A 15,216-nucleotide genomic window follows, 5' to 3' on the forward strand; every position below is an offset into this window, starting at 1 on the left:
GATGAAGAAAGAAGATTGCTTCTATCTAGGTAAAATCGTAAGTAAATTCAGTTTTAAGGGGGAGGTATTGATTAAATTGGATACCGATGAGCCCGAAAGTTATTTAAAAATGGAATCAGTTTTTGTTAATTACAACAATAACTTGGTTCCATTTTTTATTGAAAAAAGCAAACTGCATAAAAGTGATTTACTACGTGTAAAATTTGAAGATGTAGATTCTGAAGAAGATGCCGATGATCTGATGAAAGCAGAAATATATCTTCCGTTGTCCTTACTTCCAAAATTAGAAGGAAATCAGTTCTACTATCACGAGGTAATTGGCTTTACGATAATAGATACTTCCTTTGGAGAAGTAGGTGTCATCAAAGCGATCAACGATAGTACGGCTCAGGCATTGTTCGAGATAGATCGGAAAGGAATCGAAATTCTGATCCCAATGAACGATGAGTTTATCGATAGCGTAGATCGAGATACTAAGACGGTGCATGTAACCACTCCAGAAGGGTTGATCGATTTATACTTGCAATAGAATCCGGGAGACCTATGGATAAGCCTTTTCAATTCAAACAATTTACGATTCAACAAGACCGTTGTGCCATGAAAATCGGTACAGATGGGGTATTGCTTGGTGCCTGGGTGCCAATAGACGACACTGTTAACGCTATCTTAGATATTGGTACAGGTACTGGTGTAATCGCCTTGATGATGGCACAACGAAGTCAGGCTCAAATTGTAGATGCTTTAGAAATCGATGCTGATGCCTATGAGCAAGCGGTAGAAAATTTTGAAGCTTCATCCTGGGGAGATCGATTGTTTTGTTATCATGCTTCTTTTCAAGAGTTCGTGCAGGAAATCGATGAGCAATATGATCTACTGATCAGTAATCCTCCATTTTTTGCTGAAGATTACAAAACCGATAGTGATCAAAGAGATTTGGCAAGGTTTCAGGATGCGCTCCCGTTTGATCATTTGTTGATCGGAGCATCAAAATTGTTATCTGAAAGTGGCAGATTGGCAATCATTGTCCCATTTCAGGAAGAAGAAAAAGTGATACGTATAGCAGAGCAAGTAGGATTGTTTGTGCAAAAAAATACCAGGGTCAAAGGTGCTCCTAGTACCAAAATAAAAAGAAGCCTATTAGTGTTTACCAGAGATAGAAAGGAAGTAGAAGTAGAGGAGCTGGTAATCGAAAAATCAAGACATCTATATACTGATGAATACGTTGACCTTGTAAAAGATTTCTATCTAAAAATGTAAAATAAGAAAAGGAAAGCTACAAAAGCCTTCCTTTCCCGAAATCCAATCACTCTACAAAGCTTAATTCGCTAAATGTGAAAACAGCGTGAATTAAGATCGTACACTATTATTTTTTCGTGATCCAATTTCCATCAGCATCACAATATACCTCCATCTCTTTATCTCCTTGTTTTAGGATCAATTTGAACTCAGAAGCATCTTCCTTGGCTGCGGCACTTTCGATAGAAGCTCCTGCAAAATCTTTTGCAACCGCATCCAAGACCTTTTGTGGAAGATTTTCTACAGCCAAATCGATATATTTATCCTGAATCGGAGTTACAGTTTCTGTATCGTTTGAGGCAATTTCTTGAGCATTAATGCTTTGTGTTCCTACTAATAACCCTAATGCTAATACTGGCAATACAAATAATTTTTTCATCGTTTAATCTCTTTTAGGTTTTAAAAATTTAATTCGCTTTATCTAATAGAAGAATTATGCCATAAGAAGTTTAAAGGTGTGTTTTTGGTGTATCTATTTGATTTTCAATTTTTTGAACATGAAACGAACGTTTTCATAAAAATTGTTAAGGAATTCTTATTTGTGTAGAAAAAGAATATTGACTGCGGAATTCGTACACGAATTTTATAGTGAATTATGGTACAAAGAGGTATCTCAAGTTGAGGTTTTTGAACAGTAAAACAATATAGAGGAAAGTCAAATTTGTTTTGTTTTAAGGTTCTTTTAAGGGAAATAACATTTTTTAAAGCAAAGGAAAATAAAACCTGTACTATTTTGATTATTTGTTAATGAATCTCACTATTTTTGAAGATATCATAAATTAATATTGTTGTATATGAAGCCAGATCTTTTTGAAGCTCCAGACTATTATCAAATCGATGAATTACTCTCAGACGAGCATAAATTAGTAAGAGATGCAGCTCGTAGCTGGGTAAAACGAGAAGTTTCGCCAATTATAGAAGAATATGCACAACGTGCAGAATTTCCCAACCAGATTATCAAAGGTTTAGCAGAAATTGGTGCTTTTGGACCTTATATTCCTGAAGAATATGGAGGAGCAGGGCTGGATCAAATTAGTTATGGTTTGATCATGCAAGAGATTGAAAGAGGTGATTCTGGAGTACGTTCTACTTCGTCGGTACAATCTTCATTGGTAATGTATCCGATCTGGAAATATGGAAATGAAGAACAACGTAAAAAATATTTACCCAAATTAGCTTCAGGAGAGTTCATGGGGTGTTTTGGTCTTACCGAACCTGATCATGGTTCTAATCCTGGTGGGATGACTACCAATTTTAAAGATAAAGGAGATCATTATTTGTTAAATGGAGCCAAACTATGGATTTCCAATGCGCCATTTGCGGACATTGCGGTGGTTTGGGCCAAAAATGAAGAAGGAAGGATTCATGGGCTTGTTGTAGAAAGAGGTATGGAAGGATTTTCAACACCTGAAACCCATAATAAATGGTCACTTCGTGCATCTGCCACTGGAGAGTTGATTTTTGATAATGTAAAAGTACCCAAAGAAAATCTGTTACCGAATAAAAGTGGATTGGGAGCACCTCTGGGATGTTTAGATTCTGCTAGATATGGGATCGCTTGGGGAGCTATTGGAGCTGCTATGGATTGTTATGATACTGCATTGCGATACGCCAAAGAACGTATTCAGTTTGATAAGCCAATTGCCGCTACCCAGTTACAACAAAAGAAATTGGCCGAAATGATCACCGAGATCACCAAAGCACAGTTAATGGCCTGGCGTTTAGGAGTACTTCGAAATGAAGGAAAAGCAACTTCTGCCCAGATTTCTATGGCAAAACGAAATAATGTAGAAATGGCCATAAAAATAGCAAGAGAGGCAAGACAAGTGCTCGGAGGTATGGGAATTACAGGAGAGTACAGTATCATGAGACATATGATGAATTTGGAAAGTGTAATTACGTACGAAGGGACTCACGATATCCACTTGTTGATCACAGGTATGGATATTACCGGGATGCCGGCGTTTAAATAATAATTATAAAATTCTCCTACACCTCGGTGTAGGAGAATTTAGGGAATTGCAAAAAAACAGTTAATCGTCAAAAGCAAATAAATTGACTGTATCGCTTCAAATCCGATGTCTCGTCCTACCCTTGCATGGATATTGAAGCTTATATTCCCATAGAAGAATAATTGTTTAGGTACTCATTATATACCTTATTCATAAACCTATAATTCATCTACAAGGCAATAGTACAGCGGGAGAGTTTCAAATTCTGAAACTGAAGATTTTTTTTCTGAAATAGATATGAAAATATTTGGTCATCGAGGGGCTGCCGGATTGGTAGCAGAAAATACGCTGGAATCAGTAAAGGAAGCCTTGCGTTTCAAAGTAGATGGGATCGAGATTGATATCCATCAATGCCGTTCTGGAGAGTTAGTCGTGATTCATGATAAAACTTTGGAAAGAACCACCAATGGCAAAGGAGAGGTTTCTGATTTTACACTACGAGAATTACGACAATTCAGTACCGAAGAGGGTTTTTTGATTCCGACTTTACAAGAAGTATTAGCGCTCATTGATGGCAGATGTGAATTAAATATCGAGTTGAAAGGGAAACACACTGCCTTACCCACTTTACAGTTATTGGATGAGTATATTCCAAATTCAAATTGGCAAAACGCTGATTTTATCTTATCTAGTTTTGATCACCAACAACTAAGACAGTTTAGAACAGTTACTTCAAAATACAGAATTGGTGTGCTCACTGAAGAAAGTATTGCTGTTGCTCTACTGGTTGCAAAAGAATTAGAAGCCTTTTCTGTCCATCCGCCAATTCGCAACCTTACCAAAGAAGAAGTTATATTGGCAAAAGACAAGGGTTTTAAGGTATTTGTATGGACAGTAAACGATATATCGTTGATTCGTAAATCAAAATCGTGGAATGTTGATGGAGTGATCACAGATTTTCCGAATTTTGCACTATGAACTATGATTTGATTATTGTGGGTGGTGGTGCTGCGGGTTTTTTTACCGCGATCAATGCCGCAGAACACAATCCAAAATTGAAAATTGCTATTCTGGAACGAGGAAAAGAAGTATTGTCAAAAGTACGAGTTTCTGGAGGTGGGCGATGTAATGTTACTCATGCCGAATTTATTCCTAACGAACTGGTAAAAAACTACCCCAGAGGAGAAAAAGAATTAAAAGGACCTTTCCATACCTTTATGACAGGAGATACTATAGAATGGTTTGAACAAAGAGGTGTTGAGTTGAAGATAGAAGAAGATGGTAGAATGTTTCCGGTTACAGATTCTTCAGAAACTATTATCAATTGTTTTCTGGGAGAAACCAAAAGATTGAATATTGAGGTGTTGACCAATCAAGCGGTAAAAAAAATTCAACCAAAGGATGATTGTTGGAGGATAACTACTAATGCGAGTGATTTTGAAGCCAAGAAATTGATGATTGCAACAGGTAGCAATCCCAAGATATGGAAAATGCTTAAAGATTTGGGTCATTGCATTGTTGATCCGGTTCCATCGCTGTTTACCTTTAATTGCAAAGACTCGAGAATTAAGGAGTTGATGGGAGTGGTTACTCAAGCATCCGTAAAGATTCAGAACTCCAAATTATCTAGTGAAGGCCCATTGTTGATTACGCATTGGGGGATGAGTGGGCCCGCCATTTTGAAGTTGTCGGCCTGGGGAGCAGCAGAGCTGCATGCCCTAAACTACAATTTCGAAATCAAGGTAAATTGGAGGGAATACTACACCTTTGATGAAACCCTTGAAGAACTGAAGATTTTTAAAACAAAAATGGCGAAGCAACAGGTTTCAAAATATACACAGTTTGAGTTGCCTAAAAGACTTTGGCAAAGCCTGGTTACTGCAGCTCAAATTCAATCGGATCAAAAATGGGCAGATATCAATAAAAATCAACTTCAGGCACTAGCCAAAGAGTTAACTGCAGGTGTTTTCACCATAAAAGGGAAGAGTACCTTTAAAGAAGAGTTTGTAACTGCGGGAGGAGTAGATTTGAAAGAGGTTAATTTCAAGACTTACGAAAGTAAAAAACATAAAAACCTATATTTTGCAGGAGAGGTCCTGAATATTGATGCTATTACCGGAGGGTTTAATTTTCAGAATGCTTGGACTGGTGCTTTTATTGCCGCACAAGCTATAAATTCGTAATACAGATGTCTTTCGGCCTGGAGATTACCACAGAATAAAAATTAGATATACCATAACCAAGATGCAAAAGTACATAGCACTATTAAGAGGAATCAACGTAGGTGGCCATAAGAAAATAAAAATGGTTGATCTTACATCCGTGTTTGAGAAATTGAAGTTTAGTAATGTAACTACCTATATACAGAGTGGGAATGTCGTTTTTGAAAGTGAAATGATAGATAAACATACGATTGCCGAAACAATCAAAAAGGGAATCAAAGATACATTTGATTTTGATGTTCCTGTTTTGGTATTGTCTACCAATGTGCTGCTATCGATTTATCATGCTAATCCTTTTTTTACACAATTAGAGAACGAAGAACTGGACGAGAAAAAAATGCTGTTTACGTTTTTAGGAAGCCCCCCTAATGAGTCTCGTATGCATGAAATTTCAGCAGCTTCGCACGAAAAAGAGAAAATTGAGATTAGACACGAAGTGGTATACTTCTATGCAGGCAATGGCTATGGAAAAACAAAACTAAGTAACAATTTTTTTGAAAAAAAATTGAACTGCAGTGCTACTACTCGGAATTTGAAAACTGTGGTTAAATTGTTGGAATTAAGTAATTTGTTGTAGGTTTTAAGAGGGTGTTAACTAGCTATTTTAAGCTTTTTTTCGTAAATTAAAGGAGTTTAACCAATACCTCGTTAACTATGAAAAAAATTACCCTTTTCCTTGTTTTGCTTTTTGTTTTTGATGGATCGGCCAGCTGGGCCAACAATGGGCAACCGATTGAAAAATTGCTATCCGAGTATATCAATAAGATGAATGCCCTTACGCAAGGAACCAATAAAATGGACGTATTAGAGCTGTTTGATGAGAAATATAGTGGAAATACAGTGTATGTAAACTTATCAGGAGCATTGGTAAGGAAAAACTACAGTAAGAAGGATATATCGTCCCAATTAGATGATATTATTGATGATAATAACTACAAGTTCAGGCTGACTCTGGATAAAGTAGTATTCAAAACCCAAAAGGAACGAGCAGGAACCATTTCTGCAGTAGTTAATTTCGAATCTTTTATCGACAAGCGATTGGCAGAAAAAGGAACAATGTTGATGGATATGGTTGCTATTCGAGCCAATGGAGTATGGAAAATCGTACAAAATAATATGGTTCGGGTTTCTGAAGCTAAAGATATAGGAGAATGCGTTTGCTACTTGTATGGTAAAGGGACTACCAAGTTTGTTACCGAAGTATATTTTCCAACAGGGTTAGAATACAGTCAGGAATTTGATGCGTTTCAGGTAACCACCAAAGACAATAAGAGAATTATCAAATCTGATAATAAAGAGTTTTATTGGAGCAGAGATACTGGTAAACTTACGTTTAAAGGAGGGGACATAGGCAGAGCAGAAAATTCTAGAAAAGCTGTAGAATTTGTTTTAAAGAATTTGTATAAAGATTCCTGTGTGAATATTGTGTTTAATTAGCATCAAAAATGATATAAATAAAACCCGCAAAATGCGGGTTTTATTATTTTTAATTGATAATCGTTGAATCTTTCAAAAAACCTCTCCACGAGATTTCTATCGCCTGATTAATATGTTTTTCCTGAAGTTTTAGCTGCTCGTTTTCGTGTATTTTCACCAAAGACACTACATTTCCAAAGAACAATTCTTCCATAACAAGGGTGTTGTATGCTTTGAAGATTTTCTTTTTGATCCCTTTCTTAAAATATTCCTGAATTTCATTGTAATAATCACGTGCCCTATCCTTAAGAGATTGTGGGATCTCTGGAGAACGGGCAATTTGCTCAGAAAATATAAACGCCAAAGGGTTATTGATGAAATAATAAAATAAATTGAGCCACATCACGGTAAATTGCTTTTTTAAATCATCTTCGGGTACATTTCTCATAACTACCGTACCAAAATCCTGAGTAAGCATTAGATATAACTCTGTTATAATTTCTTCTTTATTCTTAAAATGATGATATACTGTTCCATTTGCAACGCCAGATTCTTTGATAATTTGTGAAAGAGAGGTTGCATTAATCCCTTGTTTAGTAATTAATTCTAGAGTAGTCTGTAAGACTATTGCTTTTTTGCTCATACAAAAACTTATTCCTTATTCTTCATTTAATTTAATCGCCATATGCCAAAATTTAACGCAGTCGCAAAAGCAACCCAGGCAATATAAGGGATAAGTAGGTAAGCGGCAGTTTTGTTTACAACTTTAAACCATCTAATGGTAAAAAATAACAGGATAAAAAGGGCAATAATATCCAGTAATGCAATTAATGGGTTTTGCAATCCAAAGAAAAAAATGGACCATGCAGCATTCAGTAATAACTGAAACCCAAAATGATATAACGCAATTTTTACCCATTTATGATAAAAACCTTTGCTCCATACAATTCCTGCTGCAACACCCATCATAATATATAAGACCGCCCATACCGGCCCAAAAAGCCAGTTTGGTGGGGTAAATGAAGGCTTATTAAGTGTTTGATACCACGTATCGATAGATGTCTTAGTAGCAATACTACTTAAAAAACCTATTAAAAGGCATAATACGACGGCAATACCAATACGAAATAACTTTATTTTCATTAAAATGAGTTAGTGCAATACTAAAATAGCAATTTATTTTAACTACTTATACTTTTAAGTCCTATACAGCACTTATATTTGCTTAAATTTTATCCCATGAACGATTATCTTGAATTTACTTCTTCTGTTGGTGCAAATTTACCAAAAGAAGGAATAATAAGCTGTTCTTCTCCGAGTAATATTGCTTTAGTGAAATATTGGGGGAAACGCCCAGTGCAGTTGCCAGAAAATGCATCAATCAGTTTTACACTGGATGCATGCAAGACAACAACTTCACTTAAATATGTGCATCAAGATCTAATTTCAGAGGATTTTAATTTCACCTTACTTTTTGAAGGAAAACCCAAACCTGAATTCCGCCCGAAAATTAAGAAGTTCTTCGAACGTATCGAAAAATATGTTCCTTTTTTAAAAAAATACGCTTTTACTATTGAAACGAGTAATACATTTCCGCATAGTAGCGGGATAGCTTCTTCGGCAAGTGGTATGAGTGCATTAGCATTCTGCATCATGCAGTTAGAGCAAATGATACATCCTGAAATGACCAATGAAGAATGTTTGCAAAAAGCTTCATTTTTGGCACGATTGGGGTCTGGCAGTGCCTGTCGCAGTATAGAGGGACCTATGACAGTTTGGGGAAAGCACCAGGAGATAACTGGAAGTAGTGATGGCTTCGCAGTCAAATTTCCATATCCAATACACGAACATTTCGATAACTATCAGGATACGATTTTGTTGATAGACAAAGGCGAAAAACAAGTAAGTAGCACTGTAGGTCATGATTTGATGCATGGACACCCTTTTGCCTCCAAGAGATTTGAGCAGGCAACAGAAAACATAACAAAATTAAAAGAGGTATTGACTTCTGGGGACCTTGATGCTTTTATTGAGATTGTAGAGAGTGAAGCCTTGACACTACATGCGATGATGATGACTTCGTTACCGTATTTTATTTTGATGAAACCCAATACGCTGTTGGTGATTGAGAAAATTTGGGAATATCGTAAAAAAACAGGATCCAAGATATGTTTTACTTTGGATGCGGGTGCAAATGTTCATGTTTTATACCCAAATTCGGAAAAAGAACAGGTTTTGGAGTTCATTACTAGCGAGTTAGTTGCGTATTGCCAGAATGGGCAGTATATTTGCGATAAAGTAGGATGGGGAGCAAAAATATTGTAACTTTATCCTAGTAAGGCGACATATAAGATATAGATATACCCAGAACTAATGAAAGGACCACTATTTTATTCTAAGATATTATTGTTTGGAGAATACGGAATTATTAAAGACTCCAAAGGGCTTTCTATTCCTTACAATTTTTTCAAAGGCGCCTTAAAAGTTGCTGATGATTTGGATCAAGAAGCCAAAGATTCTAACCAAAACCTTAGAAATTTTGCAAAATACTTAGCAGAGATCCAGGAGCAAGGTGTGGTCAAGTTTGACTTACAAAAGCTTCAAGAAGATATCGATGCCGGGATGCATTTTGATAGTAGTATACCTCAAGGTTATGGAGTGGGAAGTAGCGGAGCATTGGTAGCTGCGATTTATGACAAATATGCCGAGGATAAAATTACCGTTCTTGAGAATCTAACCAGAGATAAGCTATTAAAGCTGAAAGAAATTTTTGGATTGATGGAGTCATTCTTCCACGGTAGCAGTTCTGGATTGGATCCATTGAATAGTTACTTAAGCCTACCAATTTTAATACATTCTAAAGATAATATTGAGCCTGCAGGGATTCCTTCGCAAAGTACAGAACACAAAAAAGGAGCAGTTTTCTTGTTAGATAGTGGTATTGTTGGTGAAACTGCACCAATGGTTAGTATTTTTATGGAAAACATGAAACAAGAAGGTTTCAGAAACATGCTTAAGGATCAATTCGTGAAATATACCGATGCTTGTGTTGATGATTTTCTTAAAGGAGACGTAAAATCTTTGTTTTCTAACATCAAGCAACTATCACACGTGGTATTGGATAATTTCAAGCCAATGATTCCAAAACAGTTCCATACGCTATGGAAAAATGGAATTGAGACCAACGATTACTACCTTAAACTTTGTGGTTCTGGCGGAGGTGGTTACATCTTAGGTTTTACCCAGGATTTTGAAAAGGCTCAAGCTTCACTTAAAGACTACAAGTTAGAAGTGGTTTACAACTTTTAGGGATTAACTCATGTTGTTGAGTAGGAGAAATAAACTCTTTTTTTTAAAACTATTGAGTTTGTTTTCTGTGGTGCGTGGTTATAACATTCTAATCATCATCATCGCTCAGTATCTTACCTCTATTTTTATTCTGGCTCCTCATATCAAGCTGAGAAATGTTGTTTTTGATCCTAATCTTTTTGTGATTGTATTAGCGTCTGCTGGAGTAATTGCAGGAGGGTATATCATTAATAACTTCTACGACAAAGAAAAAGATTTGATCAATAGGCCTCAAAAGACCATGCTTGATCGTTTGGTAAGTCAGCAGACTAAACTTACAGGGTATTTTCTTTTAAATTTTTTGTCAGTAGTATTGGCAAGCTATGTGTCTTTTAGGGCGGTGGCTTTCTTTTCGCTTTACATCTTTGCAATTTGGTTCTATTCTCATAAACTAAAGAAATTTCCAATTGTTGGAAATACAGTGGCATCTATACTCGCCATTATTCCATTCTTTGCGGTTTTTATCTATTACAGGAACTTTGATGAGGTCATTTTTGTTCATGCTACCTTTTTGTTTTTGATGCTCATGATTAGAGAAATGATAAAGGATTTGGGGAACTTGAAAGGGGATATGGCACAAAATTATAAAACCATTCCTGTAGCCTATGGAGAATTGACTTCAAAACGAATCATAAGTGTCCTTATTTTGATTTCTTGTGGGCCTATCTACCTCTTGTTAACCACTTATGAGATTGGGTATATGTATTTGTATTTTTATCTCTGTGTGGCACTACTTTTTATCTTGCTACTTGCCCTTTGGATATCAAAAGGGAGAACACATTATGTTTGGTTACACAATATCCTGAAATTAATTATTGTTGCAGGTACTTTTAGTATTGTTCTTATCGATGTCAATATGATTTTGGATCGAATTCTCTGGTAAAATAAAACAGCCGTAGTAAAAACTACAGCTGCTTTAATTTGTCTTGTTCTTTGTTGATCGAAAACTACGCTTGTGGCTTTACGATTTTTAAAGTTAATTGAAATAACTTGTTTCCGATTTTTACGTTTTCAAGCGCTACTTTCTTGTAGTTTAATCGTGCTTTTACGTAATCTTCAATGATTTCTTTTTCTGCATCTACAGAAAGTACTACGATTTCTCCTTTGTTATTCAAAACAAATTCGATATCTGCTTTTAGTTCTTGTTTCTCTACTTTAATTTCTGGTCTCTCTAATAATACTGCGATTTGATCTCTTAGATCTTTTTCAGCATTTTTAGTAGGGTTCTCATTAGAAGCAAATAACGAACTTGTTCCTAATACAATTGCTAATACTACTACGGCTAACTTTTTCATTGTTTTTGGGTTTTAAGATTTGAGATTATTAAATAAATATTGTTGTTTTTGTTTTACAAGACAAATTTAGATCGAGTGTGTATTTTTTTTGAGGTTTGTTGTTTATTAGAACGTATCATTAGGATTACGTTTAAGTTAAAATGTGTGCGTTTTAACGTAAATTAAACTTTGATTAAAACATACTTTTTATATGTTTACTTTTCGAGGTTAATAGTAGAATAGATTTTAGTGTTGCTGTATTCTTAGTAAAGGATTCAAAACGATGCGAATTTTTCGTTTTTCAGACCTTTCTAATGTTTCCTTAATGTTAAGAAATACTTTTTTTGAATTTCTTAAAAATGAATTTAAACCACTATAAATCAGTTTTTTACATGTTAATTTATTGTTAATGAAATCTTAGAATTTCTCTAATGATGTATAAAGAAAGGATCAGTAGATTTTTGATCAAAGTTTAATAAAAATAGCTAAAACTAGTTAATGGAAAATCAATTACTAAAAGTCGCTTTGGCGCAAATAGCACCGGTGTGGTTAAACAAGGAAGGGACCCTGCGAAAAATTGAAAACTCGATGCGAGAAGCTGCAGCTCAAAAAGCCGAATTAATCATTTTTGGAGAAGCTTTATTACCGGGGTATCCTTTTTGGGTTTCTCTTACCGATGGGGCTCAATTTGATAGTGCTGTACAAAAGGAAATACATGCGCACTATGCCCAAAACGCTGTTGTAATTGAACAAGGAGATCTGGATACTGTTTGTACGATTGCCAAAGAACATAATTTGGCAGTATATCTGGGGATCATAGAACGCCCTTTGGATAGAGGAGGTCATAGTTTGTATGCATCCTTAGTTTATATTAATCAACAGGGAGAAATCAAGTCGGTGCACAGAAAATTACAGCCTACCTACGAAGAGCGATTAACCTGGGCTCCAGGAGACGGAAATGGCCTTAGAGTACACCCTCTTAAAGCATTTACTGTTGGGGGGTTGAATTGTTGGGAAAACTGGATGCCTTTGCCTAGAACGGCTTTGTATGGTCAGGGAGAGAATCTGCATATTGCGGTTTGGCCAGGTAGTGATTATAATACCAAAGACATTACGCGCTTTATTGCGAGAGAATCCAGATCTTATGTTATATCCGTGTCAAGCTTGATGCGAAAAGATGATTTCCCGAAAGACACACCGCATCTCAACGAAATTTTAAAGAACGCTCCGGAGATTTTAGGAAACGGAGGATCTTGTATTGCCGGACCGGATGGCGAATGGGTGATGGAGCCTGTATTGCATACAGAAGGACTATTGATAGAAACACTCGATTTTAACAGAGTATTCCAAGAAAGACAAAACTTTGACCCGGTAGGTCATTATTCAAGACCAGATGTAACGCAGCTTAGTGTGAATCGCGAACGACAAAGCACGGTGTGGATTGATGAAGAATAGTTGTTTTCCTTGTTTCTAAAGAACTATCTTTGCACAAAAATAAATACATGAGTCGAGGAGGTAATTTTGGCAAAGGAAATAACAGAGGGAAATTTGGGAGTAATTCAAAAAGAAAACCATCTTCCAAAAGTGGTGCGCCTGTAAGGAAACCAAAGAATGTGGTAAAACAAGAATCCGATGAGATTCGACTCAATAAATTTGTAGCTAATTCTGGAGTATGTTCCAGAAGAGAAGCAGATCTGTATATCCAAACAGGAAGTGTATGGGTGAATGGAAAACCAGTGACCGAGATGGGTTATAAGGTGAAGCTTACCGATGAGGTAAAGTTTGATGGTCGTCTCATCACACCCGAGAAGAAAGAATATATCTTATTGAACAAACCCAAAGGTTTTATTACGACAACAAGCCCTGATAAAAACCGAACGGTTATGGAGCTTGTGGCAAACGCTTCAAGAGTCAAGCTTAAGCCTGTGGGGAGATTAGAACGCAATACTACAGGTTTGTTGTTGTTTACCAATGATGTTGACCTTGAGAAAAAACTAACGCATCATAATACCGATGTGCGAAAGATTTTTCATGTAGAGTTGGATCGAAATCTTAAGTTCGAAGACATCGAGAAGATCCAAAATGGTGTGAAGCTAGACGAGGGCTATATCGAAGTTGAAGAAATCTCTTATATCGAAGGCGCTTCAAAAAAAGAAATAGGAATCCAATTGAGTTCTACAAAGAACAATATCATACACAAGCTTTTTGAGCATTTTAGATATGATGTAATCAAATTGGATAGAGTAATTTTTGGTGGCCTAACCAAGAAAGACTTACCTCGTGGTCACTGGAGAAAACTAACCGAACAAGAAGTGATCAATCTGAAGATGTTGTAAGTACTTCATTAGTTTTGTTTCCTCGCATCTTGTAAATTTCCCAGGTTAAAAATCCAAAAACAATTAGATATTCTAAAGCTACCATCCATAGGTTTTCTTTGAAATCAGGATGAATGTAAGCCGTATAGCTAAATATAATGGTGAAAGACCATATTACCGGAAATCTATACTTGGTAAACACACATAATGCTAATGGTACGGCCAAATACCATGGATGTACTGTGGTCGATAAGAAATAATATGCACAAATACCTAACACCATAGCAGTGATCATTTGTGGTGTGGATTTGTTTTTTCTGAAAAATGTGAGGGCCAAAAGAATACTTATAGTTACCAATGGAAGGATTTTACCAGCGGTTTCTATCACGTTCCAACCTACAATTTGATAACCAATCCAGCGTATGATAAAGTAAATACTGGCATTAAACTCAAAATTCTGAAACCAAAGACTAATGGTTTTGGTAAAGTTTTGTACAAAAGATTCAGATAAAAAGGGAGCAAAAGTCAAGACTACTGTTGTTAAAACTATAACGTAAAACCCTGTTAATCTCAATAGCCCCTGGAGAGGTTTCGATTTTTGATTCTCTTTCTGTGCTAAAACAAACTTCTGAAAGAATATTGGCAAGAAAAGCATAGGAATTAACTTCACCGAAATAGAAAATGCAAAAATGACTCCAGCCCAATACCAATATCCTTTATGTAAAAGGTATAAAGCCCAAACTAAGAAAAATACCATAATGGCTTCAAAATGAAGGTTTCCGGTAAGTTCGATGATGATAAATGGATTTAAGATATACCAGAATATATGATATGTCGGTATTTTGAGTGATGCTAATAGCTTTTTTCCAAAGAAAAAGGTGCCGACATCGGCCAAAATGAGTAGTACTCTAAATACCATAGCAGAACCTAGGATGCTCTTGTTGGCAAAAATTGCAGCAATCAAATAGCCTAATTGGCTAATGGGGGGATAATTGGTGAAATGACTTCCATTTAGTGTTCCCATACCTGCATAGAGCTCTGCAGCCTGATCGATAGGAGCATTGCCTTGGGCAACCCAAACTTCGGGTAAGGATAGGTAAGGATTGTACCCTTCTAATAGCATTCTTCCGTCCCAGATAAAACGATAAAAATCTTGTGATAGATTGGGGATGGCAAACAAAAACACCAATCGAAAAAGTAGGGCAGCAATGGCAAGAAATCTCCATTGAGTAGTGTTTTCCTGGATGAGCTTATAGTATATAACAAACAAGCCTCCCCAAAGGAAAATCATTTTTACAAAATCAGTTCGGACTAATTGGTAGGCAAAACTCCAATAAAATAATAACCCCAGTACAACAAGAAGTATGGAAAACTTATGGTATTTCCATTGTTG

The 15,216-nt window shown here is 36.1% G+C and carries 17 protein-coding genes; 12 read left to right on the top strand and 5 right to left on the bottom strand.

Translation table 11 applies throughout. The features are described 5' to 3' along the window. The first annotated feature begins 1 nt into the window (after window position 1). Window positions 2-529 (top strand): ribosome maturation factor RimM, encoded by a 528-nt coding sequence (gene rimM / locus ACXAGJ_RS21150; protein ID WP_474842821.1) that lies wholly within the window; start codon window positions 2-4, stop codon window positions 527-529. Window positions 530-543: 14 nt separating this feature from the next. Then, the gene (locus ACXAGJ_RS21155) at window positions 544-1,257 is read left to right on the top strand and encodes a tRNA1(Val) (adenine(37)-N6)-methyltransferase (protein ID WP_474842689.1); all 714 of its coding nucleotides are present in this window, start codon (window positions 544-546) and stop codon (window positions 1,255-1,257) included. A 106-nt stretch (window positions 1,258-1,363) separates the two neighbouring features. Here ACXAGJ_RS21155 and ACXAGJ_RS21160 read toward each other — a convergent pair whose 3' ends face one another. Next, window positions 1,364-1,675: a hypothetical protein gene (locus ACXAGJ_RS21160; protein WP_473283001.1), complete on the bottom strand. Its 312-nt coding sequence runs from the start codon at window positions 1,673-1,675 to the stop codon at window positions 1,364-1,366. A 415-nt stretch (window positions 1,676-2,090) separates the two neighbouring features. On the opposite strand from ACXAGJ_RS21160, the gene ACXAGJ_RS21165 reads away from it, so the two are divergent. From ACXAGJ_RS21165 to ACXAGJ_RS21185, 5 genes are all read left to right on the top strand, one after another. Continuing rightward, window positions 2,091-3,269, top strand: coding sequence for an acyl-CoA dehydrogenase family protein (locus tag ACXAGJ_RS21165; protein ID WP_073321212.1), 1,179 nt, complete (start codon window positions 2,091-2,093; stop codon window positions 3,267-3,269). A 276-nt stretch (window positions 3,270-3,545) separates the two neighbouring features. After that, entirely contained in the window at window positions 3,546-4,226 is a 681-nt protein-coding gene (locus ACXAGJ_RS21170; RefSeq protein ID WP_474842691.1) for a glycerophosphodiester phosphodiesterase, read from the top strand. Next, window positions 4,223-5,431: a BaiN/RdsA family NAD(P)/FAD-dependent oxidoreductase gene (locus tag ACXAGJ_RS21175; RefSeq protein WP_474842693.1), complete on the top strand. Its 1,209-nt coding sequence runs from the start codon at window positions 4,223-4,225 to the stop codon at window positions 5,429-5,431. Before ACXAGJ_RS21170 ends, ACXAGJ_RS21175 begins: the two co-directional genes overlap by 4 nt. 61 nt (window positions 5,432-5,492) lie before the next feature. Then, window positions 5,493-6,047 carry a DUF1697 domain-containing protein gene (locus tag ACXAGJ_RS21180; protein ID WP_474842695.1) on the top strand — a complete coding sequence of 185 codons (555 nt, stop codon included), beginning with the start codon at window positions 5,493-5,495 and terminating at the stop codon, window positions 6,045-6,047. Window positions 6,048-6,124: 77 nt separating this feature from the next. Next, window positions 6,125-6,907 (top strand): hypothetical protein, encoded by a 783-nt coding sequence (locus tag ACXAGJ_RS21185; RefSeq protein ID WP_474842697.1) that lies wholly within the window; start codon window positions 6,125-6,127, stop codon window positions 6,905-6,907. A gap of 49 nt (window positions 6,908-6,956) precedes the next feature. Here the strand turns inward: ACXAGJ_RS21185 and ACXAGJ_RS21190 are convergent, their stop codons facing one another. Beyond that, window positions 6,957-7,529 carry a TetR/AcrR family transcriptional regulator gene (locus ACXAGJ_RS21190; protein ID WP_073321225.1) on the bottom strand — a complete coding sequence of 191 codons (573 nt, stop codon included), beginning with the start codon at window positions 7,527-7,529 and terminating at the stop codon, window positions 6,957-6,959. 26 nt (window positions 7,530-7,555) lie between these two features. After that, entirely contained in the window at window positions 7,556-8,029 is a 474-nt protein-coding gene (locus tag ACXAGJ_RS21195) for a TspO/MBR family protein (protein WP_474842699.1), read from the bottom strand. A gap of 96 nt (window positions 8,030-8,125) precedes the next feature. Between ACXAGJ_RS21195 and ACXAGJ_RS21200 the strand changes: the two genes are divergently transcribed. Genes ACXAGJ_RS21200 through ACXAGJ_RS21210 form a run of 3 tightly spaced genes read left to right on the top strand, consistent with a single transcriptional unit; the run spans window position 8,126 to window position 11,117 of the window. Then, window positions 8,126-9,211, top strand: a complete 1,086-nt coding sequence (locus ACXAGJ_RS21200; protein WP_474842701.1) for a diphosphomevalonate decarboxylase — start codon at window positions 8,126-8,128, stop codon at window positions 9,209-9,211. Window positions 9,212-9,259: 48 nt separating this feature from the next. Continuing rightward, window positions 9,260-10,195: a mevalonate kinase family protein gene (locus ACXAGJ_RS21205; RefSeq protein WP_073321232.1), complete on the top strand. Its 936-nt coding sequence runs from the start codon at window positions 9,260-9,262 to the stop codon at window positions 10,193-10,195. Between the two features lie 13 nt (window positions 10,196-10,208). Then, window positions 10,209-11,117 carry a UbiA family prenyltransferase gene (locus ACXAGJ_RS21210; RefSeq protein WP_473287000.1) on the top strand — a complete coding sequence of 303 codons (909 nt, stop codon included), beginning with the start codon at window positions 10,209-10,211 and terminating at the stop codon, window positions 11,115-11,117. A gap of 64 nt (window positions 11,118-11,181) precedes the next feature. Here the strand turns inward: ACXAGJ_RS21210 and ACXAGJ_RS21215 are convergent, their stop codons facing one another. Further along, entirely contained in the window at window positions 11,182-11,529 is a 348-nt protein-coding gene (locus tag ACXAGJ_RS21215) for a hypothetical protein (protein ID WP_474842703.1), read from the bottom strand. A 477-nt stretch (window positions 11,530-12,006) separates the two neighbouring features. Between ACXAGJ_RS21215 and ACXAGJ_RS21220 the strand changes: the two genes are divergently transcribed. Both ACXAGJ_RS21220 and ACXAGJ_RS21225 read left to right on the top strand, forming a co-directional pair. Further along, window positions 12,007-12,963, top strand: a complete 957-nt coding sequence (locus tag ACXAGJ_RS21220; protein WP_474842705.1) for a carbon-nitrogen hydrolase family protein — start codon at window positions 12,007-12,009, stop codon at window positions 12,961-12,963. A gap of 47 nt (window positions 12,964-13,010) precedes the next feature. Beyond that, on the top strand, window positions 13,011-13,844 hold the full coding sequence (locus ACXAGJ_RS21225; RefSeq protein ID WP_474842707.1) for a pseudouridine synthase: 834 nt from the start codon (window positions 13,011-13,013) through the stop codon (window positions 13,842-13,844). On the opposite strand, the gene ACXAGJ_RS21230 is transcribed toward ACXAGJ_RS21225, so the two are convergent. Further along, entirely contained in the window at window positions 13,825-15,114 is a 1,290-nt protein-coding gene (locus tag ACXAGJ_RS21230) for an MptA/MptB family glycosyltransferase (RefSeq protein ID WP_474842708.1), read from the bottom strand. The two genes, ACXAGJ_RS21225 and ACXAGJ_RS21230, sit on opposite strands and share 20 nt — an antisense overlap. Window positions 15,115-15,216 lie beyond the last annotated feature (102 nt).

The sequence above is a fragment of the Aquimarina sp. AWH4_224 genome (assembly GCF_056160245.1).

What these genes read in the sequence shown, in the direction of transcription:
- rimM (WP_474842821.1), top strand. Translation starts at nt 2, where the DNA reads ATGAAGAAAGAAGATTGCTTCTATCTAGGTAAAATCGTAAGTAAATTC.
- ACXAGJ_RS21155 (WP_474842689.1), top strand. Translation starts at nt 544, where the DNA reads ATGGATAAGCCTTTTCAATTCAAACAATTTACGATTCAACAAGACCGT.
- ACXAGJ_RS21160 (WP_473283001.1), bottom strand. Translation starts at nt 1,675, where the DNA reads ATGAAAAAATTATTTGTATTGCCAGTATTAGCATTAGGGTTATTAGTA.
- ACXAGJ_RS21165 (WP_073321212.1), top strand. Translation starts at nt 2,091, where the DNA reads ATGAAGCCAGATCTTTTTGAAGCTCCAGACTATTATCAAATCGATGAA.
- ACXAGJ_RS21170 (WP_474842691.1), top strand. Translation starts at nt 3,546, where the DNA reads ATGAAAATATTTGGTCATCGAGGGGCTGCCGGATTGGTAGCAGAAAAT.
- ACXAGJ_RS21175 (WP_474842693.1), top strand. Translation starts at nt 4,223, where the DNA reads ATGAACTATGATTTGATTATTGTGGGTGGTGGTGCTGCGGGTTTTTTT.
- ACXAGJ_RS21180 (WP_474842695.1), top strand. Translation starts at nt 5,493, where the DNA reads ATGCAAAAGTACATAGCACTATTAAGAGGAATCAACGTAGGTGGCCAT.
- ACXAGJ_RS21185 (WP_474842697.1), top strand. Translation starts at nt 6,125, where the DNA reads ATGAAAAAAATTACCCTTTTCCTTGTTTTGCTTTTTGTTTTTGATGGA.
- ACXAGJ_RS21190 (WP_073321225.1), bottom strand. Translation starts at nt 7,529, where the DNA reads ATGAGCAAAAAAGCAATAGTCTTACAGACTACTCTAGAATTAATTACT.
- ACXAGJ_RS21195 (WP_474842699.1), bottom strand. Translation starts at nt 8,029, where the DNA reads ATGAAAATAAAGTTATTTCGTATTGGTATTGCCGTCGTATTATGCCTT.
- ACXAGJ_RS21200 (WP_474842701.1), top strand. Translation starts at nt 8,126, where the DNA reads ATGAACGATTATCTTGAATTTACTTCTTCTGTTGGTGCAAATTTACCA.
- ACXAGJ_RS21205 (WP_073321232.1), top strand. Translation starts at nt 9,260, where the DNA reads ATGAAAGGACCACTATTTTATTCTAAGATATTATTGTTTGGAGAATAC.
- ACXAGJ_RS21215 (WP_474842703.1), bottom strand. Translation starts at nt 11,529, where the DNA reads ATGAAAAAGTTAGCCGTAGTAGTATTAGCAATTGTATTAGGAACAAGT.
- ACXAGJ_RS21220 (WP_474842705.1), top strand. Translation starts at nt 12,007, where the DNA reads ATGGAAAATCAATTACTAAAAGTCGCTTTGGCGCAAATAGCACCGGTG.
- ACXAGJ_RS21225 (WP_474842707.1), top strand. Translation starts at nt 13,011, where the DNA reads ATGAGTCGAGGAGGTAATTTTGGCAAAGGAAATAACAGAGGGAAATTT.
- ACXAGJ_RS21230 (WP_474842708.1), bottom strand. Translation starts at nt 15,114, where the DNA reads ATGATTTTCCTTTGGGGAGGCTTGTTTGTTATATACTATAAGCTCATC.